Annotated in this window: 26 protein-coding genes; 13 read left to right on the top strand and 13 right to left on the bottom strand. The window is 35.2% G+C overall.

Features of this window, described 5'->3' with window-relative positions:
• Nucleotides 1-17 precede the first annotated feature (17 nt).
• The 7 genes from BXY58_RS09270 (at nucleotide 18) to BXY58_RS09240 (ending at nucleotide 8,443) form a co-directional block, all read left to right on the top strand.
• Nucleotides 18-575, top strand: a complete 558-nt coding sequence (locus BXY58_RS09270; RefSeq protein ID WP_120213573.1) for a NuoI/complex I 23 kDa subunit family protein — start codon at nucleotides 18-20, stop codon at nucleotides 573-575.
• A complete protein-coding gene (locus BXY58_RS09265; protein WP_120213572.1) occupies nucleotides 575-1,072 on the top strand; it encodes an NADH-quinone oxidoreductase subunit J family protein in 498 nt (165 codons plus the stop codon). Before BXY58_RS09270 ends, BXY58_RS09265 begins: the two co-directional genes overlap by 1 nt.
• 4 nt (nucleotides 1,073-1,076) lie before the next feature.
• Complete coding sequence (gene nuoK, locus BXY58_RS09260) at nucleotides 1,077-1,403, top strand: NADH-quinone oxidoreductase subunit NuoK (RefSeq protein ID WP_074233208.1); 327 nt, start codon at nucleotides 1,077-1,079, stop codon at nucleotides 1,401-1,403.
• 8 nt (nucleotides 1,404-1,411) lie between these two features.
• On the top strand, nucleotides 1,412-3,325 hold the full coding sequence (gene nuoL, locus BXY58_RS09255) for an NADH-quinone oxidoreductase subunit L (protein ID WP_120213571.1): 1,914 nt from the start codon (nucleotides 1,412-1,414) through the stop codon (nucleotides 3,323-3,325).
• Between the two features lie 2 nt (nucleotides 3,326-3,327).
• Entirely contained in the window at nucleotides 3,328-4,821 is a 1,494-nt protein-coding gene (locus tag BXY58_RS09250) for a complex I subunit 4 family protein (protein WP_120213570.1), read from the top strand.
• Nucleotides 4,822-4,915: 94 nt separating this feature from the next.
• A complete protein-coding gene (locus BXY58_RS09245; RefSeq protein ID WP_120213569.1) occupies nucleotides 4,916-6,298 on the top strand; it encodes an NADH-quinone oxidoreductase subunit N in 1,383 nt (460 codons plus the stop codon).
• A 291-nt stretch (nucleotides 6,299-6,589) separates the two neighbouring features.
• Nucleotides 6,590-8,443, top strand: a complete 1,854-nt coding sequence (locus BXY58_RS09240; RefSeq protein ID WP_120213568.1) for a CocE/NonD family hydrolase — start codon at nucleotides 6,590-6,592, stop codon at nucleotides 8,441-8,443.
• Between the two features lie 34 nt (nucleotides 8,444-8,477).
• On the opposite strand, the gene BXY58_RS09235 is transcribed toward BXY58_RS09240, so the two are convergent.
• Nucleotides 8,478-9,470 (bottom strand): LLM class flavin-dependent oxidoreductase, encoded by a 993-nt coding sequence (locus BXY58_RS09235; RefSeq protein WP_120213567.1) that lies wholly within the window; start codon nucleotides 9,468-9,470, stop codon nucleotides 8,478-8,480.
• 164 nt (nucleotides 9,471-9,634) lie between these two features.
• On the opposite strand from BXY58_RS09235, the gene aqpZ reads away from it, so the two are divergent.
• Nucleotides 9,635-10,348, top strand: coding sequence for an aquaporin Z (gene aqpZ, locus BXY58_RS09230; protein WP_120213566.1), 714 nt, complete (start codon nucleotides 9,635-9,637; stop codon nucleotides 10,346-10,348).
• A gap of 48 nt (nucleotides 10,349-10,396) precedes the next feature.
• Here the strand turns inward: aqpZ and BXY58_RS09225 are convergent, their stop codons facing one another.
• From BXY58_RS09225 to BXY58_RS09195, 7 genes are all read right to left on the bottom strand, one after another.
• Nucleotides 10,397-10,942 carry a hypothetical protein gene (locus BXY58_RS09225; RefSeq protein ID WP_120213565.1) on the bottom strand — a complete coding sequence of 182 codons (546 nt, stop codon included), beginning with the start codon at nucleotides 10,940-10,942 and terminating at the stop codon, nucleotides 10,397-10,399.
• Nucleotides 10,943-10,953: 11 nt separating this feature from the next.
• Nucleotides 10,954-11,547: a DUF5715 family protein gene (locus BXY58_RS09220; RefSeq protein ID WP_120213564.1), complete on the bottom strand. Its 594-nt coding sequence runs from the start codon at nucleotides 11,545-11,547 to the stop codon at nucleotides 10,954-10,956.
• 66 nt (nucleotides 11,548-11,613) lie between these two features.
• Complete coding sequence (locus BXY58_RS09215) at nucleotides 11,614-12,597, bottom strand: LuxE/PaaK family acyltransferase (RefSeq protein ID WP_120213563.1); 984 nt, start codon at nucleotides 12,595-12,597, stop codon at nucleotides 11,614-11,616.
• Between the two features lie 15 nt (nucleotides 12,598-12,612).
• Nucleotides 12,613-13,377, bottom strand: a complete 765-nt coding sequence (locus tag BXY58_RS09210; RefSeq protein WP_120213562.1) for a UDP-2,3-diacylglucosamine diphosphatase — start codon at nucleotides 13,375-13,377, stop codon at nucleotides 12,613-12,615.
• A gap of 21 nt (nucleotides 13,378-13,398) precedes the next feature.
• On the bottom strand, nucleotides 13,399-13,596 hold the full coding sequence (locus BXY58_RS09205; protein WP_120213561.1) for a hypothetical protein: 198 nt from the start codon (nucleotides 13,594-13,596) through the stop codon (nucleotides 13,399-13,401).
• 4 nt (nucleotides 13,597-13,600) lie between these two features.
• Nucleotides 13,601-14,221 (bottom strand): DUF3575 domain-containing protein, encoded by a 621-nt coding sequence (locus BXY58_RS09200; RefSeq protein WP_120213616.1) that lies wholly within the window; start codon nucleotides 14,219-14,221, stop codon nucleotides 13,601-13,603.
• A 2-nt stretch (nucleotides 14,222-14,223) separates the two neighbouring features.
• Entirely contained in the window at nucleotides 14,224-15,393 is a 1,170-nt protein-coding gene (locus BXY58_RS09195) for a thioredoxin family protein (RefSeq protein ID WP_120213560.1), read from the bottom strand.
• Between the two features lie 339 nt (nucleotides 15,394-15,732).
• Between BXY58_RS09195 and BXY58_RS09190 the strand changes: the two genes are divergently transcribed.
• The 4 genes from BXY58_RS09190 (at nucleotide 15,733) to abc-f (ending at nucleotide 19,380) form a co-directional block, all read left to right on the top strand.
• Nucleotides 15,733-16,449 (top strand): DUF3822 family protein, encoded by a 717-nt coding sequence (locus tag BXY58_RS09190; protein WP_120213559.1) that lies wholly within the window; start codon nucleotides 15,733-15,735, stop codon nucleotides 16,447-16,449.
• Between the two features lie 178 nt (nucleotides 16,450-16,627).
• Nucleotides 16,628-17,194 carry an RsmD family RNA methyltransferase gene (locus tag BXY58_RS09185; RefSeq protein ID WP_120213558.1) on the top strand — a complete coding sequence of 189 codons (567 nt, stop codon included), beginning with the start codon at nucleotides 16,628-16,630 and terminating at the stop codon, nucleotides 17,192-17,194.
• Between the two features lie 13 nt (nucleotides 17,195-17,207).
• A complete protein-coding gene (locus BXY58_RS09180; RefSeq protein WP_120213557.1) occupies nucleotides 17,208-17,654 on the top strand; it encodes a glucosaminidase domain-containing protein in 447 nt (148 codons plus the stop codon).
• Nucleotides 17,655-17,793: 139 nt separating this feature from the next.
• A complete protein-coding gene (abc-f, locus tag BXY58_RS09175) occupies nucleotides 17,794-19,380 on the top strand; it encodes a ribosomal protection-like ABC-F family protein (protein WP_120213556.1) in 1,587 nt (528 codons plus the stop codon).
• A 32-nt stretch (nucleotides 19,381-19,412) separates the two neighbouring features.
• Here abc-f and BXY58_RS09170 read toward each other — a convergent pair whose 3' ends face one another.
• The gene (locus tag BXY58_RS09170; protein ID WP_120213555.1) at nucleotides 19,413-19,700 is read right to left on the bottom strand and encodes a putative quinol monooxygenase; all 288 of its coding nucleotides are present in this window, start codon (nucleotides 19,698-19,700) and stop codon (nucleotides 19,413-19,415) included.
• A gap of 2 nt (nucleotides 19,701-19,702) precedes the next feature.
• Nucleotides 19,703-20,320 carry an NAD(P)H-dependent oxidoreductase gene (locus BXY58_RS09165; protein WP_120213615.1) on the bottom strand — a complete coding sequence of 206 codons (618 nt, stop codon included), beginning with the start codon at nucleotides 20,318-20,320 and terminating at the stop codon, nucleotides 19,703-19,705.
• 101 nt (nucleotides 20,321-20,421) lie between these two features.
• Here BXY58_RS09165 and BXY58_RS09160 point away from each other — a divergent pair, with 101 nt between their 5' ends.
• Nucleotides 20,422-21,318, top strand: coding sequence for a LysR family transcriptional regulator (locus BXY58_RS09160; protein ID WP_120213554.1), 897 nt, complete (start codon nucleotides 20,422-20,424; stop codon nucleotides 21,316-21,318).
• Between the two features lie 112 nt (nucleotides 21,319-21,430).
• Here BXY58_RS09160 and murI read toward each other — a convergent pair whose 3' ends face one another.
• The 3 genes from murI to BXY58_RS09145 all read right to left on the bottom strand — a co-directional run bounded on the left by murI (nucleotide 21,431) and on the right by BXY58_RS09145 (nucleotide 24,646).
• A complete protein-coding gene (gene murI, locus BXY58_RS09155; RefSeq protein WP_120213553.1) occupies nucleotides 21,431-22,261 on the bottom strand; it encodes a glutamate racemase in 831 nt (276 codons plus the stop codon).
• Between the two features lie 209 nt (nucleotides 22,262-22,470).
• Nucleotides 22,471-23,580, bottom strand: coding sequence for a radical SAM family heme chaperone HemW (gene hemW, locus BXY58_RS09150; protein WP_229728418.1), 1,110 nt, complete (start codon nucleotides 23,578-23,580; stop codon nucleotides 22,471-22,473).
• Between the two features lie 97 nt (nucleotides 23,581-23,677).
• Nucleotides 23,678-24,646, bottom strand: a complete 969-nt coding sequence (locus tag BXY58_RS09145) for a PorP/SprF family type IX secretion system membrane protein (RefSeq protein ID WP_229728416.1) — start codon at nucleotides 24,644-24,646, stop codon at nucleotides 23,678-23,680.
• Nucleotide 24,647 lies beyond the last annotated feature (1 nt).

Raw genomic sequence — 24,647 nt, 5'->3', positions numbered from 1 at the left:
ACCAAAAAAATATAAAAATGAAACTTACTAATAGATCAAAAGTTGTTTCTAATAAAGAAATGACTCTGGGTGAAAAAATCTATTTGCCGGCGATTTTCAAAGGTATGGGAATCACTTTCAAACACGCTGTAAGAACTGTGTTGAAAGGAGCTCCTGCAGTATATTCTTATCCGGAGGTTCAGAAACCGAGAGCAGAAATCTGGAGAGGACAGCACGTTTTGAAGCGTGATGAAGAAGGTAGAGAGAGATGTACAGCTTGCGGACTTTGCGCAGTAGCTTGTCCTGCAGAAGCGATAACAATGACAGCTGCGGAAAGAACTAAGGAAGAAAAACACCTTTACAGAGAAGAAAAATATGCATCCATCTATGAAATCAATATGTTGAGATGCATCTTCTGCGGAATGTGTGAAGAAGCTTGCCCAAAATCTGCTATCTATCTTACGGACAGATTGGTAGATGTGGAACAAAACAGAAACTCTTTCATCTATGGAAAAGATAAATTGGTCGAAAAAATCAATGCAAGGATTGACATCACAGAGAGACAATCTGAGAAACAAAAAAAGGCAGTAAAATAATGGACCAGATTTTATTTTTTATCGTAGCGTTTATCGCCATTGCAAGTGCTGTTTACTTTGTATTTGCAAGAAATCCTTTATATGCCATTCTTTCTTTAATTGTAACAATGTTCTCTATTGCGGGAATGTACATTCTTCTTAATGCGCAGTTTTTAGGTATTGTTCAAATCATAGTTTACACAGGAGCCATTATGGTTTTGTTCCTTTACATCTTGATGATGTTGAACTTGAACAAAGAAGACGAAAGCAAGAAAGGAAGCCTTCCAAAGTTCATTGGGATTATTTCTGTTTGTATCTTATTTGTAGGAATGCTAGGCGCTTACAGAGGTCTTTCTGGGAAAACAACGGTTGCAGACAACATCGACCACTCGGTTGGTTTGACCAAAAATCTGGGAGGATTATTGTTTAACGAATATGTATTGCCATTCGAATTGGCTTCGATTCTGATTTTAGCAGGTATCGTGGGCGCTGTTCTTATCGGTAAAAAAGATTTATAAGATTATGGAAGTGAATACATTTATACAACAGGTTCCTTTAGAATATTTCATTATTCTGAGTACCGTTTTATTTTGCCTTGGTGTTTTGGGAGTTTTGCTTCGTAAAAATGCTATCGTGATTTTGGGATGTGTAGAATTGATGCTTAATTCCGTAAATCTTTTATTAGCAGCATTTTCTGCTTACAAAGGTGATGGTAACGGACAGCTTTTGGTTTTCTTCATTATGGTGGTTGCAGCAGCGGAAGTAGCTGTAGGATTGGCAATTATCGCAATGATGTACAGAAATACCAAATCTGTGGACGTGAGTATTTTTAATAAATTAAGAGGATAATAAAAGGAATGGAAAATTTAGTTTACGCAATTGTACTTTTGCCTTTAGCCGGATTCCTGATTAACGGACTTTTTGGAAAGAATCTTCCGAAAGTTTTTGTTGGAGGATTGGCAACATTAGTAGTTTTCGCTTCATTTGTTATCGCAACCAGTATATTTTTAGGATTCAAAAGTGATAGCGCACCTGTTATCGTAAAAGCTTTTGAATGGTTTAGAGTGAATGGGATTCAGGTTAATTTTGGTTTCCAAGTTGACCAATTATCATTGATGATGGTAATGATTATTACCGGAATCGGATCATTAATCCACCTCTACTCTATTGGCTATATGAGCCACGACAAAGGATTCTACAAATTCTTTACTTACCTTAACCTTTTTATTTTTTCAATGTTGCTTTTGGTTTTAGGAAGCAATTATCTGATTTTGTTTATCGGTTGGGAAGGTGTAGGACTTTGTTCTTATCTATTGATTGGATTCTGGTACACCAACGAAGATTATGGAAAAGCGGCTAGAAAAGCTTTCATTATGAACCGTATTGGTGACTTGGCATTGTTGATTGGTATTTTCACAATTGCTTCTCAAGTCAACGCTATTGATTATTTGAGCGTACAGGAGAATGCTTCAAAATTCGCTTTAGACAGCAATATTATTATATTCATCACGGCAAGTTTATTCATTGGAGCAACTGGTAAATCAGCTCAGGTTCCATTATATACTTGGTTACCGGATGCGATGGCTGGACCAACGCCAGTTTCAGCTTTGATTCACGCAGCTACGATGGTAACGGCTGGTATTTACTTAGTAGTAAGAAGTAACTTCTTATTCACTTTAGCGCCAACTGTTCAGGATGGGATTCTATTCATCGGGTTTCTGACTGCCGCTTTAGCTGGATTTTATGCACTTCGTCAGAACGACATCAAAAAAGTGCTGGCTTATTCTACAGTTTCGCAACTTGGATTTATGTTCATCGCTTTAGGTTTGGGCGCTTATACAACAGCAATGTTCCACGTAATGACGCACGCTTTCTTCAAAGCTTTGATGTTCTTGGGAGCTGGTTCTGTTATCCATGCGATGAGCAACGAGCAGGATATGCGTTTTATGGGTGGACTAAAAAAATATGTTCCAATCACGCACATTACTTTCCTTATCGGAACATTAGCAATTTCAGGTTTCCCATTACTTTCGGGAATGATTTCTAAAGACGAAATTTTGGTTGCAGCTTATGCGAAAAGTCCTATCTATTGGGTAATGTTATTCGTTTTGGCAGCAACAACCGCAGCATATATGTTCAGATTGTACTATCTGACTTTCCACGGCGAGTTCAGAGGTACAGAAGAACAGAAACATCATTTGCACGAGAGTCCATTGAATATGACTTTGCCATTAATCGTTTTGGCTGTCCTTTCAGTCGTTGGAGGTTTTATCAATCTTCCGCACTTCATCGGTCACGGTCATTATGCAAAATTAATGGAATGGTTGAAGCCTGTATTGACGGAGCAAAGTTTCAGCGAAATGGAAGCGACTCTTTCTGGTGTTGATTTTAATACAGAAATGATTCTTCTTGGAGCAACGATTGTAATGTTCTTTAGCGTTTGGTTCATTGTTAAAAACATTTACGTTAATAAGAAAAAAATGGCGCTTCCTGAAGATAAATATACAGGTTGGGAGAAACTGTCTGCTAAAAAATTATTCGTGGATGAGATTTACAATGCAATGATTGTAAGACCTTTCGAAGAAGCTGGAAAAGCAGCCGCAATGTTTGATAAAGCAGTTCTTGACCCGATTGTGAATTTCATTGGATTAGGAGCAGCAGATTCTGGACGTGCGGCGAAACGTCTCCAAAACGGAAATGTAGAAAACTATGTGCTGATTATGTCATTAGCGATAGGAATTGTATTGATTGTTAACTTTATATTGAAATAATAATGTCGTATTTACTATTAACATTATTACTATTACCTCTCGTAGGTTCGGTTTTACTATTTTTCTGGAAGAGTTCTTCCAGTAAATATATTGCATTGGCTTTTGGCTTTGTACAGATGTTCATCGCATTTTATATGTTAGGGAATTTCGATTTCAACCCAACTGTAGATGCACCTTTGCAATACGAAATCACTTATCCTTGGTCAAGCTATATCAAAAGTAGCTTCAACTTCGGGATTGATGGGATGAGTATGCTAATGGTCCTGTTGACCAACATCTTGGTTCCAATCATTACTTTATCATCTTTCAACGAGTCAAAAGGTTACCCTAATTCTTTCTACGCATTGATATTATTGATGCAATTCGGATTGTTGGGTGTTTTCACTTCTTTGGACGGATTGTTATTCTACATTTTCTGGGAAGTAACATTGATTCCAATCTGGTTAATCGCCGGTCTTTGGGGTCAGGAAGATAAAAGAATCAAATTCACAACCAAGTTCTTTGTTTACACATTTGTAGGATCTTTGTTTATGCTGATTGGATTGATTTACGTTTACAATCACGCAGCATCATTTGCTTTGACAGATTTGTACAATGCTAACCTAAATGTAAACGAACAAACTGTAATATTCTGGTTTATTTTCTTTGCTTTTGCGGTGAAATTGCCGGTCTTTCCTTTCCATACTTGGCAGCCAGACACTTATACTTATTCTCCAACGCAAGGTTCGATGTTGTTATCGGGTATTATGTTGAAGATGGCAGTTTATGGTGTTATGAGATATTTGTTACCAATTACACCATTAGCAATTGGCGGAATTTCCGGAGAAATCGTGATTATCCTTTCTGTAATTGGAGTGATATATGGCGCTTTAATCGCCATGATCTCTACAGATACTAAGCGATTGATTGCTTATTCTTCCCTTTCTCACGTTGGATTAATTGTAGCGGGAATCTTTGCTTCAGCTGTTGTAACAATGAGAGTTGGATTAGACTTCGAAGGTGCTCAAGGTGCAATGATTCAAAGTTTTGCTCACGGTATTAACGTAGTTGGATTGTTCTATTGCGCAGATATTCTTTACAAAAGATTCAAAACAAGAGATATCAGAAAAATGGGAGGTTTGGCAAAAGTCGCTCCGAAATTCGCCATCTTGTTTATGATTATCTTGCTTGGTGCAACGGGAGTTCCATTGACGAACGGATTCATCGGAGAATTTATCTTATTGAAATCAATTTTCTCATACAATCTAATAATGACAGTTTTAGCAGGATTAACACTGATTCTAGCTGCAGCTTATATGTTGAGATTCTACGGAAAAACAATGTTTGGAAAAGGAGACGACGCTGTTTTGGCTACAACCAAAGACATCAGCTCAGTGGAGTTCACAGTACTGGCAAGTTTATCAGTTTTCGTAATTGTTTTAGGCGTTTTTCCTCAACCAGTTATAGAAATGGTAACAAGTTCTGTAAGATTCATCTACTCTTCTATGCTTAACTAAGAATGGATTTGAAATCAATTCAGATAAAAAGAAATATTAAATAAAATTCAAAACGGACATCGGACTTCCGGTTTCCTACGAAATAAATAAAGAAATGAGTGTTTTAATAGTTTTATTCCTTACGGCAATTCTGGTATTATTCTCAGGTGTTTTCGAGAAAGGCAAATACGCAAGATATATCGGAATCTTGGGATTAATCATTGGTCTGGCGACTAGTTTTCTTCCTGATTGCGAATTTTTTGCTCAGTACAAATCGATGTACGAATACAGCTACAATGCCGAATTGTTTACAAAAATATCGGTGGCTGTTACTTTGTTATTGTTCTTTTTAGGAGGATTTGCATTCAGCAATCACAGAAGTCATCAATCAGAATTGTATGCATTGATGTTATTTGCACTTTGTGGTGGGATTGTATTGTTCGGATTCCAAAACTTGGTAACATTATTCATCGGAATCGAAATTTTATCAATTCCTTTATATGTAATGGCTGGAGCTAATAAAACAGACCTTCGTTCTACAGAAGCTTCTATGAAATATTTCTTGATGGGAGCTTTCGCAACAGGATTTCTTTTGTTCGGAGTAGCTTTGGTTTACGGTAGCGCAGGAAGTTTTGACCTTTACGAGATTCACGACTTTGCTTACAACAATCCAAAGAATCTAATGCTTATAATGGGAGCTATTTTGATGTTGTCTGCATTGGCATTCAAAGTTTCATTAGCGCCGTTCCATATGTGGAGTCCAGATGTTTATCAAGGCGCACCTTCATTAATTACGGCTTTTATGGCTTCAGTAGTTAAGATTTCCGGATTCTTCGCTTTATTCAAATTAATGACGATTGCTTTCGGCGGAATTGCTGGAGACTGGATTAATATCTTAGGCGTTTTCATCATCCTTACTTTACTTTTGGCAAACGTTATGGGATTGGTTCAGACCAACGCAAAAAGAATGTTGGCCTACTCTTCCGTTTCTCACGCAGGATATATCGCTTTAATATTCTTCGGAATCAACAACTTCTCAACATACATTTTAGGATATTATCTGTTCGCTTATTCATTGGCAACAGTTGGTGTTTTCATCAGTTTGATTTGGGTAGAGAAAATCAAAAAAGAAACTTCATTTACCGCTTTCAACGGATTAGGAAAAAGAGAACCTTTGTTAGCAGTTGTTTCTACCATCTCAATGTTATCAATGGCGGGGATTCCTTTGACGGCTGGTTTCATCGGAAAATTAGGAATCTTCAACCAGGCGATTGGCGGGCATTATGAGTTCTTGGTTCTGGTAGCTGTTCTAGGTTCTGCATTGAGTATCGCTTATTATTTGAGATTAATTATCGCAATATTCTTCTACAAAGAAGATAACTTTCATAATACGGAAAGAGCGAGCATTACTTATAATATCGTTTCTGTAGTGATTATTTTAGCTTTGGTTTCTATGGGAATTGTTCCAGATTTATTTGCGAAAATTTTCGGATTATAGAAATTCAACAAAACAAAATATAAACCTGATTCAGATTGAGTCAGGTTTTTGTATTTAGTACTAATCTTAAACTCGCAAACTCTGCAACTCTCCCACTCTAAAATTCTCAAACAAATTTGGGCGCCATTATCCGTCTTCCGCTCCCAATCTTTTCACTTCACTTCGTTGCGTAAAAAGGATTTCCGCTCAAGCCGGGGCGCAGATTTCAGTACAAAATAAACATTCTATTTAACAATATTTTCACTGTCAATTCCTTCAAAAACCCTAATTTTATTCAAATATATATTTTCAATGAAAAAGTTCTTAGTGTTTTTCTGTTTTATCACAGTTAGTTTCGGTTTTGCACAAACCAATTCTGTTGAAGACAACTTCACCAAAAAAGAAGTTTATATCCCGATGCGAGACGGAACCAAACTGTTTACGATTATTTACACACCAAAAGACATTTCAAAAAGCAATAAGTATCCATTCATTATGAACAGAACTTGTTACAGTATTGCACCTTATGGCGAAAATAATTTCAGAAAAAAATTAAGTCCAAATCCTTTCATCGAAAAAGAAAAATACATCTTTGTATTCCAGGATGTTCGCGGACGATATATGAGTGAAGGCACTTTCACGAATATGACGCCACAAGTGGACCACAAAACCAAAAAAGATGTGGACGAAAGCACCGACACTTATGATACTATAGATTGGTTGGTGAAAAATATTCAATACAATAACGGAAAAGTTGGGCAATACGGAACTTCTTACCCTGGATTTTATACAGCAGTCGGAACTTTAGCGAATCATCCGGCTTTGGTGGCTTCGTCTCCTCAAGCTCCAATTTCAGATTTTTGGTTTGACGATTTCCATCACAATGGAGCATTCTTGATGGGTTATTTCAAAACGTTTCCAGTGTTCGGAGTTCCAAAAACAAAAGTGGAAGACAAAAGCTGGTTTGCTGATAAAATGATAAAGCCGACTTCTGATGACGGTTACCTCTTCTACAAAGATATGGGAACATTGAAAGATGGTGTGGATAAATACTATAAAGACAATTTTTTTATGCAAGAAGTTGTGAATCATCCCAACTATGATGAGTTCTGGCAAAAAAGAAATCTGTTACCTCATCTTAAAAACGTCAACCACGCTGTGATGACAGTCGGCGGCTGGTTTGATGCAGAAGATTTGGCTGGTCCGCTTAACATCTACAAAACAATTGAGAAATCCAGTCCAAAAGCAAAGAACACGATTGTGATGGGACCTTTCTCCCACGGAGGCTGGAACAGAGAAGAAGGGAAACATTTTCATAATGATATCTATTTTGGAGACAGCATCGCTACTTATTATCAGAAAAATATAGAACAGCCTTTCTTTCATCATTACTTGAAAGAAGATTCTAAAACTGCGGCAAAACTTCCGGAAGCTTATATGTTTGACACCGGAAAAAAAGAATGGGAAAAATTTGAAAACTGGCCGCCAAAACAAACTCAAAAAGTTACTTTTTATTTTGATAATTCTGGAACATTAGCTAAAAACATTCTGAACCAAGTTGCATTTTCAGAATATACTTCTGATCCTAACAAACCTGTTTTAAGCAGCGAGAATTACAAAGATATGAATGGATTCACACCAAGGAATTATATGAGCGAAGACCAAAGATTCGCAAGCTACAGACCAGACGTTTTAACTTTTACAACGGATATTCTAGATAGCGATGTTACTTTTGCCGGAGAAATTTTAACTAAACTGAAAATAGCTACCACTTCCACCGATGCAGATTTTGTTGTTAAATTAATTGATGTTTATCCTTCTGATGAGAAAGCAAATCCAGACAAACCCAATGTCGTTTATGCCAACTATCATCAAATGGTAAGAAGCGAAATAATGCCGGCAAGATTCCGTAATAGTTTTGAAAAACCGGAAGCTTTGACTCCAAATAAAGAAGAAGTCGTGAATGTAAAATTGCAAGATGTTTTGCACACTTTCAAAAAAGGACATAAAATCCAGATTCAGGTTCAGAGTACTTGGTTTCCTTTGATGGCCATCAATCCTCAGAAATTCCTTGAAAATCCTTACAAAGCAAACAAGGAAGATTATACAAAAGCCAATATCAAAGTTTACAACAGCAGTACAATTGAAGTTGACGTTCTGAAATAAAACAAAAGCACAAACCTAGGTTTGTGCTTTTTAATTATAATGATTTGATAACTTCTGAAGCGATCTCATAAGACCTTTGCTTTTTATCAAAATCGAAGATGTTTCCTGATACAATAATCTCATCTGGTTTGTAATCCTTCTTAAACTTGGTGAGTTTTTCTTTCAACGTTTCTTTGTCTCCCACGAATGTTTTAGCAGCCATTCTATTCAGATGAAGAGCTACTTCATCTGAAATATCAGCCAATTCGGTTTCATCTGGTGGTAAAAGTGGTTGTCTTTGGTCAGTCAAAATATTGACAAAAGCCTGGAAATGCGACGTTGATAAATAATGAGCTTCATCTACAGAATCTGCCGCAATAATATTAATGCAAATCATCACATAAGGTTCATCAAGAAATTCAGACGGCTGAAAATGTTCCCCATAGATTTCCAAAGCCACTTCCAATTGTGAAGGCGCAAAATGGGCTGCAAAAGCGTAAGGCAGACCTAGTTTGGCCGCTAAAAAAGCTGAATCTGTAGAACTTCCCAAGATATAAAGCGGAACATCTGCGCCTTCTCCAGGAATCGCTCTAACTTTTGCTTCAGCATTTTCATTAGATAAATATTTTTGAAGTTCTTTGATATGGAATTCAAAATTATAATTGGGGTTGAAATTATTACCTCTTAAGGCAGTCGCCGTCAGCATATCAGTTCCCGGCGCTCTTCCCAAACCAAGGTCTATTCTGCCAGGAAATAATCCATCCAAAGTTCCAAATTGCTCTGCGACAGATAAAGTAGAATGGTTGGGCAACATGATTCCTCCGGAACCAACTCGTAAAGTTGTTGTTTGAGAAGCGATATGCCCAATTAATATAGAAGTTGAAGCACTTGCCACATTAGGAAAATTATGATGTTCCGAGAACCAATATCTTGTAAATCCAAGTTGTTCTGCGTGCTGTGCAGATTTCACCGATTTCTGAAACGTTTTATTGATATCATCGCCTTTGACAATAGTTGCCAAATCGAGAATTGAATATTTTAAAGCCATAATTCTAAAATTTATACGAATGTTTAGCTCAAAAAACAAACCATTATACGAATGTCAAAAATAATTGGAAATTTTGTCAGTCAACAAATATTTTTTGAATTATTCACAACTAATTAAAAATTTTATTAGATTTGTTTTAATAAACTATTAAAAAAACAAAACAAATGGTATCAACAACTTCAAAATTTGTTGCCGAAATGATTGGCACAATGGTTCTTGTATTAATGGGCTGCGGAAGTGCAGTGATTGCCGGCGCTGACGGAACAACAGGTGTCGGGCTTCTGGGAATTTCTTTTGCATTTGGTTTGAGTGTGGTCGCAATGGCGTATGCTATCGGGCACATTTCCGGATGTCACATCAATCCTGCTATTTCATTGGCAATGGTTGCTGCTGGCAGAATGAAGTTCGGAGAAGCTTTCTACTACGTTGTTGCACAAGTAATCGGCGCTATTATTGGTGCAGGAATTCTGTATGTCATTTTTACCAATCATCCGGGCGCTGAATTAGGACCTTGGGCTCTGGGTTCTAATGGCTGGGGAACAGGCTATCTGGATGAATATACAACTTTAGCTGCTTTGGTTGCTGAGTTTGTTTTCACATTTATCTTCTTGATGGTAATTCTGGGATCTACTTCTACTAAGAATATCCATGGAGGTTTTGCTGGTCTGGCCATTGGACTTTCTTTGGTTCTGATCCACATTGTTGGAATCAAAATTACAGGTGTTTCTGTAAATCCTGCAAGGAGTATTGGTCCAGCACTATTTGCTGGTGGAGAAGCACTGTCACAACTTTGGCTGTTTATTGTAGCACCAATTCTAGGTGGAGTTTTCGCATCCTTCACTTATAATTTATTGATTGAAAAACCTGAAAAACTATAAGCGTAGAATCATTTTCTAAAGATAAATCCTACTTTATTTAAGTAGGATTTATTTTTTATTCTTAATCTCAAATGGACTTTTGAAAATTAATTCTTCTTTTTTCCCTTTCAATTCAAATTTTTTGACGAGAAGGTTTCTGGCAAGATTTCTTAGAAAATAGTCTTTGTCACAAAGTTTCCAATAAGAATCTTTATGAATCATTTTTGGTTCCCGGATTTTGTAAAAAGTCGTTGCCCAATTATCTTCGTCGTGGTAAAACTCAATAATTCCACAATGTTCCGGAATATCCATGTGGTCAACCATTCCCATTGGAATAAGAAAACTGAATGAATTGCAGATATAATCGCCACAACCAATCTTATCGTGCTTCAGAAACTTTTCTCCAGTTTGTTGGTTAGTGTATTTCTTTTTGAAATCGTTTTTGAAATCGGACTTCGATAATTTAATTTCAATTTCGTGACTAAAACCTTCATTATTAATCAATAGAATATCGGCTTCCCAATCGGAATGGAAAAAATTGGTCAAAACAATTTCCTTATCAAAATCACAATTGACAGTGACGAAAGCGTGAACCAGTTCTTCTATTTTCAGCATCAATTCAAACTTTAATAGTTACGGACAGTAACGTGATAGCAGCTTTGCTGCTTTTCTTTGATATAAAATATTTTACCAAGATTTTTATATTCTGTCAACACTTTCTCCAATTCTTTTTCCAGTTTTGGATTGACTTTCAGTTTGTGGTCAAATCTAACATACGAAATATCAAACGCAGCGCCGTAGTTATGAGAACTGATTCCCAAAGACGCATTAGAATTCACTTTTCTTAATCTGCACTGATCTTCCAAAGTTCTGGTAACAGATGAAACAACAAAGAAACTTTTTGTTTTCGCAGCAAAATCATTCGCCATCCTTTCCAAAGTTGTTCTTGCCTTCTTAACCAAATAAGGCCGGCTGTATTCTAAAGTCTGTAATCTGTAACCTCTGGATTTTTTCTTAACCTTTACAAATTTTCCTTTCGCAATGTACTTATCAACTGATTTTGTATTTTCTAGAATATTAACTCCGAAATTCTGCGAAGCTAATAAATGGGGTTTGTATAATTCTGTTGGCTCAACTTTCAAAACTGTCTTCAAATCATAGCATTTTTGAGATTTGAAAAGAGAAAAAGAAAGTAGAAAAATTAATGATAAAAACCTCATTAGGCAGATTTTAAATTAGACTTTAAATAAATCAAATTGTGTTTTTAAATTAAATTTAATTAAAATTCAGGAAACCAGAAGACTGCAGCCTCGGATATCAGAATGATCGATTCTTCCCAAAACCTGAAACGTGTCATCCTGAACATTTCCTAAATCCTGAGTCGCAATAAAGGAACAAGAATGTTTATTAGCCAAATCTATGATATTAATTGCGCCTGTTCTTCCGTCCTCAATATATGAAAAAGGATCTTCTGTATTCCTAATGAGAATTCGCATCCAATTAGGGCTTTTATAAATATTTTCGCCCAAAGAATAAGCCTGAGACAACAACTCTGTCATCGAATATTCTGAGTAAATCTTATCCGTTTTGAAACCATTTTGAAAAATCTTCAGCAATTCATCTTTCGTCATTTCTTCTTTTCTGCCTTTCATTCCGCCTGTTTCAATTACAGTTAGAGAGTCAGAGAATTGGAGTGCTAGAGAGTTTGAAGTACAGAAATCCAAGAAATCGAGCAATGCAAAAGAAACTCCGAAAAGAATCACTTTTTTATCAGTCAAAGTTTGAAGCAAATCAAATAATTCCTGATGATTGTAGAGGAAATAGCCATTCTCCGCTTTATCAGATTTCTTAATCAAATAATCAATCATATAAATCAAAGACGAATGTGGATTCTCGGAATAATTCGGAAGTAAACCTAAAAAAATATAATCTTCAGGTTTTCCAATAAATTCTTCGAAGCTCTTGTAAATACTTTCTTCGTAGAGAGAAAAATCGGCAATATAATGTTTGGAACGATTCATTTGAGTTGTGCCGGAACTTTGAAAATAATTTTCAGCCACAAAATGTTTATCCAAAACCAAATGATTTTTGAACATCTCAATCGGTAAAAACGGAATTTCAGAAGCTTGTTTTATGGTTAATGGGTCAATGTTGAGATAATCTACAAACTTTCTGTAAACTTCAACATTTTCATATTGATAAATAAAAGTTTCCAAACAAGCCGCCTGGAATCCTTCTTCTGTTTTAATATCAAAAATAGTCTGCTTCATTTTCCAACTTTAATTTTATCCTTCGAATTTATTCAATTCAAAATTTTCTCCATCAAAAACACCATAGGTAAAATAAGAAATCCAGTCGCCAAGATTGATATACTTAGCACCTTTTTCCAAATCCAAAACCATTGGCAAATGGCGATGACCGTAAACAAAATAATCGATTTTTTCTGTCTTCAACTTTTCTTTTGAATAGAGAATCAGGAACTCTTTATCTTCACCTAAAAATTTTTGATCCTCGACACCGGAAATCATTTTATTTTTCTGTGACATATAGTTAGCAATTTTCATGGCAATATCTGGATGCAGCCATCGGAAAGCCCATTGAGCAAGAGGATTGGTAAAGACTTTTTTCATTCTTTTGTAACCCTTGTCGCCAGGTCCAAGTCCATCGCCGTGCGCCAGCAGTAATTTTTTATCATTAACTTCGTAATATCTTTTTTCAAAGAAAACCGGAACGCCCAATTCTTCTTCGAAATAATTTTTCATCCACAGATCGTGATTTCCTACAAAAAAATAGATATCAATTCCGGCATCTTTCAGTTCAGCAATTTTTCCTAAAACTCTGATATAGCCTTTCGGAACTACGTGTTTCCACTCATGCCAAAAATCGAAAAGATCACCCATCAGAAATAAAACCTGTGCATCTTTTTTGATAGTATCCAGCCAACGAATGAACTTTTCTTCGCGTTTTTTACTCTCTGCAGCATTCGGAATGCCAAAATGCTGATCAGAAGCGAAATATATTTTTTTCCCGGGATCAAGATCAATTTTCATAAAATCTGAATTAGAAATTAATTAATCAAAATCAGGATGATTGTTGTTTTTATCTCTTTTATAAAACCACATTCCTATTCCCAAACCGATAACGGCTGCAACAGCGGTCATCAGTGCTCTGGATAACTTGTCCGGTGCATCACTTCCAAGATAATTCATAAGAAATATAATGATAAAGGTGATGAGTCCGAAAACGATATATTTTGGTTTAAAATTCATAATCCTAAAGTTTGTAAGAAATCATTAACCCACCTTTGTAAGGAAGCCATTCTCCACTTCTGTTAATTTCTCTTCCCATAGAATCGCCTTCCGTATCATAACGATCCCCGCTCAACTTATCATAACCTTTATAAAAACTCTGCATTGTCCCAAGTCCAAGATAAAGATCAAGGTTCCAGCGATTGCCTAGGGTGAATTGGTAACCAGCAATTCCACCAAGCATAAAAGAATAACCTCTCTGATATAGGTTAGAATTGATATAAGGTGTCACCACTCCATTTTTGTGAACATAAAAGTTATCATTCCAATAACCCCATTTTTGGATGTTGAATCTCGCCAATGAAAAGTCAACGCCAACATAGAATTTTTTGAAAGCCTCATTAAAATAATATCTGCCGTTGAATCCCAACATATAAACCTGAGCGTGTTTGCCTGCAAAAGATTTCCAGGGAGAAATAAATAAATCAGCCTGACCTGTGATATGTTCCGTGAAACCGTGTTCTACGCCTACATTTAGCATTCCGACTGGAAGAAATAATGCATTGGCTTTGATATACGTTTCATTTTTTTGCGCAAAACCACAAGTGATAATGCCAATGAAACTCAGCAAAAAAAGTTTTTTCATCATTATTTTTTGTTCAGAATTTCATTCATTTTTGTGGCATCTTTATTCTCTTCTTTAGCGAAATTGGCTGCCATTCCTGCAAACATTTTAGCTTCTTCCTTTTTACCTAATTTATCGTACAATGTTGCCAGAATACTTGTAGAATCATAGCTTTCTTGCGACATCACTACTTTTTCTGCCCATCTGGCCGCCGTCTGAAGTGACTTGACATCAGTCGATTTTTCACCAATTGTGCTTGCTGCTGCCAACAATTCGGTGTTATTGAATTCATCCGGGTTTTTGTAATATTCTAAAGCCGTTTTTTCGTAAGCCGGGAAATTCTCGTGAGCGGAGTAATAATTCAATTTATAAACATTCAGACTTTTTACCAATTCATCTTTAGGAAATAATCCTTCGCCGTCTTTCAAAACTTTGGCATCGTCAATGGTTTTGGTTTTCTCGTCAGTTGCAGAAGTCACCAGTTTCATCAACTTGAGATAATTATCAAATTGCTTGTAATTATTCTCCGGCAGAAGCTTTGTAATCTCAGCTTTATTTGCTACGAAAACTTTATAATTGGCATCGTCTACAGACTGTGTGAAACTCAGAAGCGCATTGACTTCTTCACCAGTGAACGTCTTATCTTTTTTGTTGGCAAAATATTTTTCTGAGGCTTGCTTTGCCAGAGCAGGGTCTTTGCCAGCATACAGATTGATAAAATTAAGTAAGCCGGTCTGATCTAGTTTTCCTTTCAGAAATTCTTCTTTCAGGTTTGTGCTGACTAATTCCGGATTGTTATTTTTTTGTCCCAAAGCTAAAAATTCTTTGGACTGGATGTAACCCAATTCCTTTCCTACAATTTCGCCTTCGCCATTCAGAAACAAAAATGTCGGGTAACTTCTAACGCCATATTTCATCGCCAAATCTCTTCCTTCTCCTTTTTCCATATCCACTCTGGCGTTGATGAAGTTTTTATTATAAAAATCAGCAACATCTTTATCTGTGAAAACATTTTTTTCCATTAATTTACACGGTCCGCACCAAGACGCGTAAGCATCCATAAAAACCAACTTTTTTTCGGCTTTCGCTTTGGCTAAAATGGCTGCAAAATTAGAATCTTCAAACTTAATGGACTGCTGAGAAAAAATCAGCTGTGAAACGAATAATATAAAGAAAAATGATATTTTTTTCATCCTGAAAATAAATCGAATTATCTTGCGAAGATAACTATAATATAAGAATTGACAGAGTTTGAAAACCGAAAGTTTTAATTTTTTAACTTTGCAAATCTCTGAATAGACTTTGAGATAAAAGACATAAGATAAAAGACTTTCAAATATTTCTTTTATTGATGTTGTAAAGTTGTTCATATGTAGAATGTTTCAACTTTGCGAAGCGCAGCCCGACTTGAGCGGAAATCCTTTTTACGCAACGTAGTGGAGTGAAAAGATTGACTACGTCGAACCACACTTCGTTAGGTTTGGTTTGGGAGTTAAGCTGCCCAAAAAAATTAATTTTATTGATATTAAAATATGAGGAAATTATCCTTGCTTTTTACGAAAGATGGTTTGCAATGGCAGATTTCTAAATCCAGAAAAGTTCTGGAAGAAAAAATCTTTCTGAAAGATGAAGAAACACCGAAAAATCTGGTTGAAGAAAAACTGAACGAAATTTTGGCTTCCGAAAAATTTTCTGAAATCTCCGTGATCTCTGCAATCAATCATTTTTCGATTGTGGAAGAAGGTTTTGACCAGCACGATTTAGGTTACCATTTGATTTCCTACAACGCCGATATAAAGAGAAATTCTGAGGAATTAATGTTATCTGTGAACAAGAAATTTGGGATTCAGTTTTATTATAGTTTTCCGAAAGATTTTTATCAGAAAATCAAGGAATTGGGAGTTCCTACACATTTCAATTTTTCGGGCGAGAAGTTTCTGAATTCTCTGAACGTGAAAAACCGAAAAGAAATCCACGTGAATCTCTATCATCAGCAAGCAGAATTCTTCGCTATTGAGAATAAAAAAGTGATTCTTTACAACAATCTGGATGCAGCTTCGGAAGTGGATTTTCTATATTTCATTATGTTTACGTTGAGTAAAATCGATTTTGGAATTTCTGAAACGTATTTTTACATCTATGGTGAAACAACTGAAAATGAAACCTTCATCTCGGAAATGCAGAAGTTTGTCCCAAATTTGAAAATCGTTTTCGATAATCTTCACAAGAAGAATTTCGTTTTAAATTAATATTTAAACCACAAAAGTTACAAAAGAAGAAATTTGAAAAACTAAAACTCGAAAAGAGTAAAAAAGGAATAACTGAACTTTTTATCCTTTTGAAAAACTTAAAATCAATAAAATCTTTGCGACTTTGTGATTGATTTAAGATTTTAAGTTTAAATTATTATCTATCAAAAAAACATCTATGTTTAGAATCATATCCGGAAAATGGAAAGCTAAGAAAATTGCGGCGCCAAAAAATTTCGATGTAAGACCAACCACCGATTTTGCCAAAGAAGCATTATTCAGCATTATTGACAACAAATATGACCTTGAATTCTGCTCTGTTTTGGACTTATTTGCAGGAATTGGCTCAATAACTTTGGAGTTTGCATCGCGCGATTGCAAAGACATCACGGCCGTGGAACTGAATCCAAAACACGCCGGATTTATCAACTCGACAGCCAACGACTTGGATATGGGATTGCAGGTAAATGTTCAGAGAGCTGATGTTTTTGAATGGCTGAAAAAGAAAAGAAATCACGACAAAAAGTACGAAATCATTTTCGCTGATGCACCTTTCGAAACGGAAGAAAAAAAATACAATGAATTAATTGATTTGGTTCTGAATAACGAATTATTGAAACCCAACGGCGTTTTCATTCTGGAACATCAGAGCAGACTAAAATTCTCTCATCCAAACTTGAAAGACACAAGAAAATACGGGAATGTAAGTTTTTCTTTCTTCCAAAGCGAACCGATTTCTGAATAAAATTGATTGCTATATGAGGAATTTCCACATCAGATTATTAATGATTTTCAGTTTGTTTTTCAGTTTGAAAATCTCTGCACAGAATTCTTACATCAATCAATACAAACCTTTTGCGACAGAGCTTTCTCAGGAATTCGGGATTCCAATTTCAGTTATTCTTTCCATTGCTTATATGGAAACCGGCGGCGGTACAAGTTCGGCTTGTAAAGTGTTGAACAACCATTTTGGAATGACCGGAAAAAATGCCATCAACAGTTCCAGATTCAAAAGTTTTACTGATTCTAAGGCTTCTTATCGTGCCTTTTGTGAATGGGTTTCGAAAAGAAAATTCTATGAAAAACTAAAAGGTTCGCAAAATCACAACGAATGGTTTGTTGCCATTGCTTCCTCCGGATATTCTACAAAACCTATGGAATGGAAGCAAAAACTGAATCTCGTTATGAAGAAAATCGGATTTTAAATTCATAAAATTCTACTTCAAAAATAATTTCTAACTTTGCAGAAATAAAATTCTAAAATTATAATGTAAAATATAATTTCTTTCAGGCAATCTTCTGCAGACCAACTCGTCTGCTATTGTTCATCTTAAAAAAGAAATTATGTTAATTTTACAAGATATATCTTATCAACATCCCAATAAAGATGTTCTTTTTTCGGACATCAACTTTACACTTAATTATCAGGAAAAAATAGCTTTAATCGGAAATAACGGTTCCGGAAAATCGACTTTGCTCAAAATAATTGCTGGCGAATTACAACCAAAATCAGGAATGATTAAATCTGATTCTAATATCTATTACATTCCGCAGATTTTCGGTCAGTATAATCATTTAAATATTGCTGAAGCTTTAAACATTGATAAAAAACTGAATGCTTTAAAGGAAATTCTAAACGGTTCTGTAACCGAAGAAAATATGGAAATCTTAAACGACGATTGGACAATCGAAGACAGAATCAAAGAAGCTTTCAAGTATTGGAATCTGCCTGATTTCGATTTGAATTTGAAATTAGAAAATCTGAGTGGCGGACAAAAAACCAAATTATTTCTAGCTGGAATGATGATTCATCAGCCGGATTTGATTCTAATGGATGAACCGACGAATCATCTGGATTTGGCAAGTAGAAATTTGCTTTATGAGTTTATCAAATCAACATCGAAAAGTCTTTTGATTGTAAGTCACGACAGAGTTTTGCTCAATCTTTTAGACAAAACTTGCGAACTCAACAAAAATGGAATTTCAGTTTATGGAGGAAATTACGATTTCTATTCTGAGCAGAAAAAAATTGAACAAAATTCGCTTGAACAGAATATTCAAAACCGAGAAAAAGAACTGAAAAAAGCCAAAGAAAAAGAACGCGAAACGATTGAAAGGCAAAACAAATTGGATTCCCGAGGAAAAGGAAAGCAGGAGAAATCGGGCGTTTCCAGAATTATGATGAACACACTTCGCAACAAAGCGGAAAACAGTACATCAAAACTAAAATCTGTTCATTCTGAAAAAATTGATAATATCAGAGAAAATCTTCACAGTTTGAAAGATAATCTTTCCGGAATCGATAAGATGAAAATTAATTTCGATAATTCTCATCTTCATAAAGGGAAAATTTTGGTCAAAGCCGAACAAATTAATTTCAATTATCATCAAGAAAATCTTTGGGAAAACAATCTCGATTTTCAAATTCTGAGTGGAGAAAGAGTTGCAATAAAAGGTGATAACGGTTCAGGAAAAACAAGTTTGATAAAACTGATTTTGGGAGAAATTAAACCTAATTTTGGCGAAATTTATTTATCAGAAAAGAAAACAATTTACATCGACCAAGAATATTCTTTGATTAAAAATGAACTTTCAGTTTATGAACAAGCTCAGCAATTTAATTTAAAAAATCTTGAAGGACACGAGGTCAAAACCATTTTAGCAAGATTTCTATTCTGGAAAAATGATTGGGACAAAAAATGTGAATTCCTGAGTGGTGGCGAAAAGATGAAACTCCTGCTCTGCTGTCTTTCTATTCAAAATATTTTGCCAGATATGATAATTATGGATGAGCCAACCAATAATCTAGACATCCAAAATATTGAGATTTTAACATCAGCAATCAACGATTACCAAGGAACTTTGATTGTGGTTTCTCACGATAATCGTTTTTTGGAAGACATTAATATTAATAAGACTATTTCGTTATAAAAAACGCCTCAATTAATCGAGGCGTTTCTATTTTAAACTAATTTCACCAGATAAATCTCTGCCGGTTTTTCCAATAAATCAGGCGCTTTTTCTACAAACTCTTTGATATAAGATTGTTGATTATGAGCATCCAAACCTTCTTTGCTCTTCCAAATCTCGTGAAATATGAAAACCGTTTCATCTTCCAAACCTTGCTGCAAATCATATTTTTCGCAAGCTTCTTCTTTTCTCGTATTCAGAACCATATGATCAAGAATTGATTTCAAATCCTGAACTGATTCCTTTTTTGCTTTTAAAATTGCTGTTAAATAGATAGACATAATTAATTTAGAATTTCAGATTCAACACTAAAGAAAACACTTTTCAGATAATTTTTATATTCTTTTTCATAATTATCGATTCGTTCCTGTGTCGCCTGTTTCTCCATATCGTGAAAATGGAAACTTCCCAAACTTTTCATTCCTGTAAAAGCATTCATTCTATGAAAACCGAACAACACACCTTCATCCACAGAATGTTGATCGAAAAACTCACCTTCCAAAGTAAAAGCTGTTTCCGGCGCGTTCCAGCTTGTTGTCACAAAATATTGCTTGCCGTGCATCAAACCGCCAGTTCCGTAATTAATGGCTGGATTAACTCTCGAGCGACCATCGCTTTTGTAAATCCCGTTGTTATGTCCGGCAGTGAAAACTTCATCAATATAAAATTTCAAACGATTAGGAACCTGAAACCACCAAACCGGAAAATGATAAATGACAACATCCGCCCATTTGAAGTTTTCTGCTTCATCAACTGGGTTAAAATCATCATTAATATTAGTTATTTTAATTTCAAAACCTTGCTTATCAAGTGTTTCCTTTGTCCATTCTGTAATGGTATTATTAAAACTGCCGCCGGAATGTGCGAATTTCTGTCCGCCGTTGATTATAAATATTTTCATTGATTTTTTCATTTAATAATTTAATGATACAAAGTTCCGACAGAAAAATTAATTATAAAAATAATATAAATTATATATTTGTATTATAATTATAATACAAAATGATCAATCTGGAATGGCTTAGAACCTTTAAAAGTGTCTATGAAACGCAGTCTTACACCAAAGCAGCGAAGGAATTGTATATTTCCCAACCCGGCGTGAGCCTTCATATTGGTTCGCTGGAAGCTTATGTTGGCTATTCTTTGTTCGAAAGGATTTCAAAGAAACTAATTCCGACAGAGAAAGCGAAGATTCTTTATAATTTTACTTTGGAACCGCTTCTAAAGTTAGAAACCGCCGAACAAACTTTTCATAAAACAACGAAAACCGAGCGTCCAACTGTAAGTGTTGGGATGTGTTTTGAGACCTTTCAGTTCACTTTGGAAAAGCATATTCCGACATTTGATTTCAATGTAATTATCCGTTTTGGATTGTATGAACAGATGTTTTCGGATCTGGATAACGGATTGTTGGATTTGATTATCACACCAAGAAAAACCAACCTTAAAAACCTGAATTTCGAAGCTTTTTCCAAAGAAAAAATTGTTCTGATTAATGGAACAGGAACTGATACTTCTGAGTTTCAAAATTTAATTAAAGCCAATAAAATCGAAGAAGCAGAAAACTGGCTGAAACAGCAAATCTGGTACAGCACTGCGGCGGATATGGAACATCTGAATAACTTTTGGAAAGCGAATTTTAACAGGCATCCAGACTTCAAACCGAATTATATTGTCCCGAATATCTGCTCGATTGTCCGTTGTTTAAGTGGGAATTCCGGGTTTTCCATCGTTCCCGATTTTCTGTGCAAAAAAGAGATTGCCAACGGCGGGATCGAGATTACGTGGGAAGGTAACAACAAAATTGAAAACACACTACACTTTGGCGAACGTGTGAAAAATAATGTTCAAAATGAGATTGACAGAATCAAGGACATTTTTCGAAATGAGAATTTTTAATTATTAAACCACAAAAGTCACAAAAGGCTTGAACTCTGCTCAACCTAACAATTTCAATATTAGTTCAGAGATGTTATCCTGAGCGGAGTCGAAGGAGTTTTACTAAATATTATCAAAGAACTTTAAGTTCTAAATCAATGGATTTTCCGAAGAATTTTTTCGAGATTTTTTCGAAATTCTTGGTAATATCCGATAAGAAAAATTGATAAGTGGATTGATGATTTTCTTCGTTCAAAAGATGATGCTTGTCGAGAATCATTTTCAGCTGATTGGCAACGATATTAGGAGAATCAATGACGCGAACACGGTTGCCGTAGTATTGTTTGATTTCGTCAATCAGAAGCGGATAATGCGTACAACCGAGAATCAAAGTTTCGATATTTTTTAATTTGCTATTACTCAAATAATTATAAATAATCGAATGTGTAATCGGATGATTTTTAAAACCTTCTTCAATTGCCGGAACTAAAAGCGGTGTTGCCAATTCATCAACCTTAATAAACTTGTTATGCTTTCGGATTGATTTTTTATAAAGTCCGGAATTAACTGTTGCTTTGGTCGCAATCACGCCAACATTATTGTGAATTTCGTAAGAAACTTTTTCTGCAACCGGATTAATTACATCAATCACAGGAACTCTATCTGCAACCAATGCCTGAACTTCCTGCAAAGCATTTGCTGTAGCGGTGTTACAAGCAATTACAATCGCTTTACAATTTTGCTCAAGCAAAAAATTGGTAATCTTTGTAGAATAACCGACGATAGCTTCACGGGATTTTTCACCGTAAGGAAGATGTTTTGTATCCCCAAAATAAATCAAATCTTCGTTGGGCAACAATCTTTTGATTTCTTTCGCCACCGTTAATCCACCAACTCCGGAATCAAAGATCCCTATTGGCTGATTGGCTGAAAGATGCGTGTAGTCGGCTTTTTTCTTTTTCAAGAGATAATATTTATCTGTTATTTTGAACGCAAAGTTCGCAAAGTTTTTTTGATAATTGCAATGTTTTTAAGTTCGCAAAGGCGTAAAACTCAGCAAAGATTTAACTTTACAAAAGTAGGGAATTTTTTATTCTGAAAAACATTTCGACAAGCTCAATGTGACAACTCTGATAGTAATTGTGCATTGTCAGACTGAGCTTGTCGAAGTCTTTAGACTATAAATAAATCACTCGCAATTCCGTCTGCTAAAAACCAATGCTGTTCAGGAATTTTGAGATAATTATCTTCGATTTTCAGAATTCCGGATTCTAGTTTTGACTTGATTTCTAGGTTAAGATAATCGATTATTTCTGAAGAAAAATTTTGATTGATTTTATCTAAATCTACGCCCCAAATTGTTCTGAGTCCGATCATCATCATTTCGTTGAATCTGTCTTTTTCAGAAAGGATTTCGGTTTCTTTTGGAAGAATATTTTGATTCAGATTTTTGATATAGACTGGATTATTGGCAATATTCCAGCTTCTTTCCAAACTTCCGTTATAAGAATGCGCCGAAGGACCAATCCCTAAATACGGTTCAGATTTCCAGTAAGCAGAATTATGCTTGGAGTGAAATCCGGGTTTTCCAAAATTTGAAATCTCGTAATGGTCGAATCCATTATCTTTTAAGAAATCCTTCATATAATAGAACTCTTGATTCTGTTCCGCTTCTTCGGGAGAACTGACTTTTCCATTTTCAATCCATTTTTCCAAAGCTGTTTTGGGCTCAACAGTTAGAGCATAAGATGAAACGTGAGGAACTTGTAATTCAATTGTTTTGTTGAGATTTTCTTTCCAGATTTCGAAGTTGGAAGTGGGAGAACCGTAAATCAAATCGATACTGATATTTTCTAATCCAAAATCCTGCGCTCTTTTGATTGAACTTTCTGCTTCGGAAGCATTGTGTGCTCGATTCATCAATTTCAAATCCTCATCAAAAAAACTTTGGGTTCCGATGGATAAACGATTAATTTCTGTCTGGGATAATTCTTTTAGGAAATTTTTATTCAAATCATCTGGATTAGATTCCAATGTAATTTCTATATTGTCATCAAAACTGAAATATTTTTGAAATTCGTCTAAAAGAGATTTGATTTCATCAACACTTAAAACCGAAGGTGTTCCTCCACCAAAATAAAGTGATTTAAGGCTTTTATTTTCTAGTTCAGTATGTCTGAGTTGGATTTCTTTTTTTATAGCTGACAGCATCTCGTCTTTCAAACTAAAAGAAGTTGAAAAATGAAAATTACAGTAACTACATTTTTGCTTACAAAAAGGAATGTGGAGGTAAATCAAGCTGAATTATAAATGATTAATTATGAATTGTTAGTTATAAATTGAAAATCATTAACAATTAAACATTAGCAATTTAATAAAACTATCTATATCGGAAACCTCTTGTGTTGATAAAGTTATCAATATTAAATCCAATCGATAACATAAAACTATTTCCAAAATTTTCAGTCAATTCTGAAACGCCAAAGTTATAAACCGCTCCAAATGTAAAATTACCAACTCTTCCTTTGATAACTGGTGACATTCCCAGATTTTGGCTTCCTACTGCACTTTTTGCACTTCGGAAACTTAGACCAGCAGAAAGATTATTTTGTTCTCCAAATACAGTCGCCATCAGATTATAATCCATTATCCTTGATGAATTGGTATTCAGATTCATCATTAATGATGGCGTTAAGAAAATTCCGTCAGTAAAATGCCAATCATACCCGGCATTAAGATAAAATTTAGTTGGTGAAGGCTCGATTCCATTTACAATCGGCAAATCATTACTGATTGGGATATCAATGACTGAGATTCCGGCAAAGAAATGCCTGTATTTAAAAGCTGCTCCTAAATTAGCGTAAGCTAAAAAAATATCGTTGGTATTCTCACCCAAAACAGGATCTCCAGGTTGTTCCGGATTCAGTTGGGAATAGTCGATATTCATATTATAGAGATTGGTTCCGATACCGAAAGAGAATTGATCCTGACGATCTTCCTCATCTGATAATGGAATAAAATAAGATGCACCCAACATCAATCCATTGGAAGAAATTGGACCATTCTGATCTCTAAAAAAAGAAACACCCGCGCCTACTCTATCAAATATATTAGCATGCAATCCAATAGTCTGAACATTTGGAGACTCGTTAAGCTGGGAGAATTGTTTCTGGTAGTTAAGATTCAGAACAACATCATCAGTTTTACCTAATAACGCCGGATTGAATAAAAAATCCCCATCAATCAAATATTGCTGATAAAAAGGTAATGTTTCCTGCGCCTTAGATTCAACAAAAAGAATTGAAACTATTAGTAGAAATATCTTATAAAATTGGTAATTGTTCTTCACA

This window comes from Epilithonimonas arachidiradicis (assembly GCF_003610695.1).
In the GTDB taxonomy this organism is placed as follows: domain Bacteria; phylum Bacteroidota; class Bacteroidia; order Flavobacteriales; family Weeksellaceae; genus Epilithonimonas; species Epilithonimonas arachidiradicis.
The sequence above is the reverse complement of the archived record's forward strand: the minus strand, read 5'-3'. Positions and strand labels throughout refer to the sequence as shown.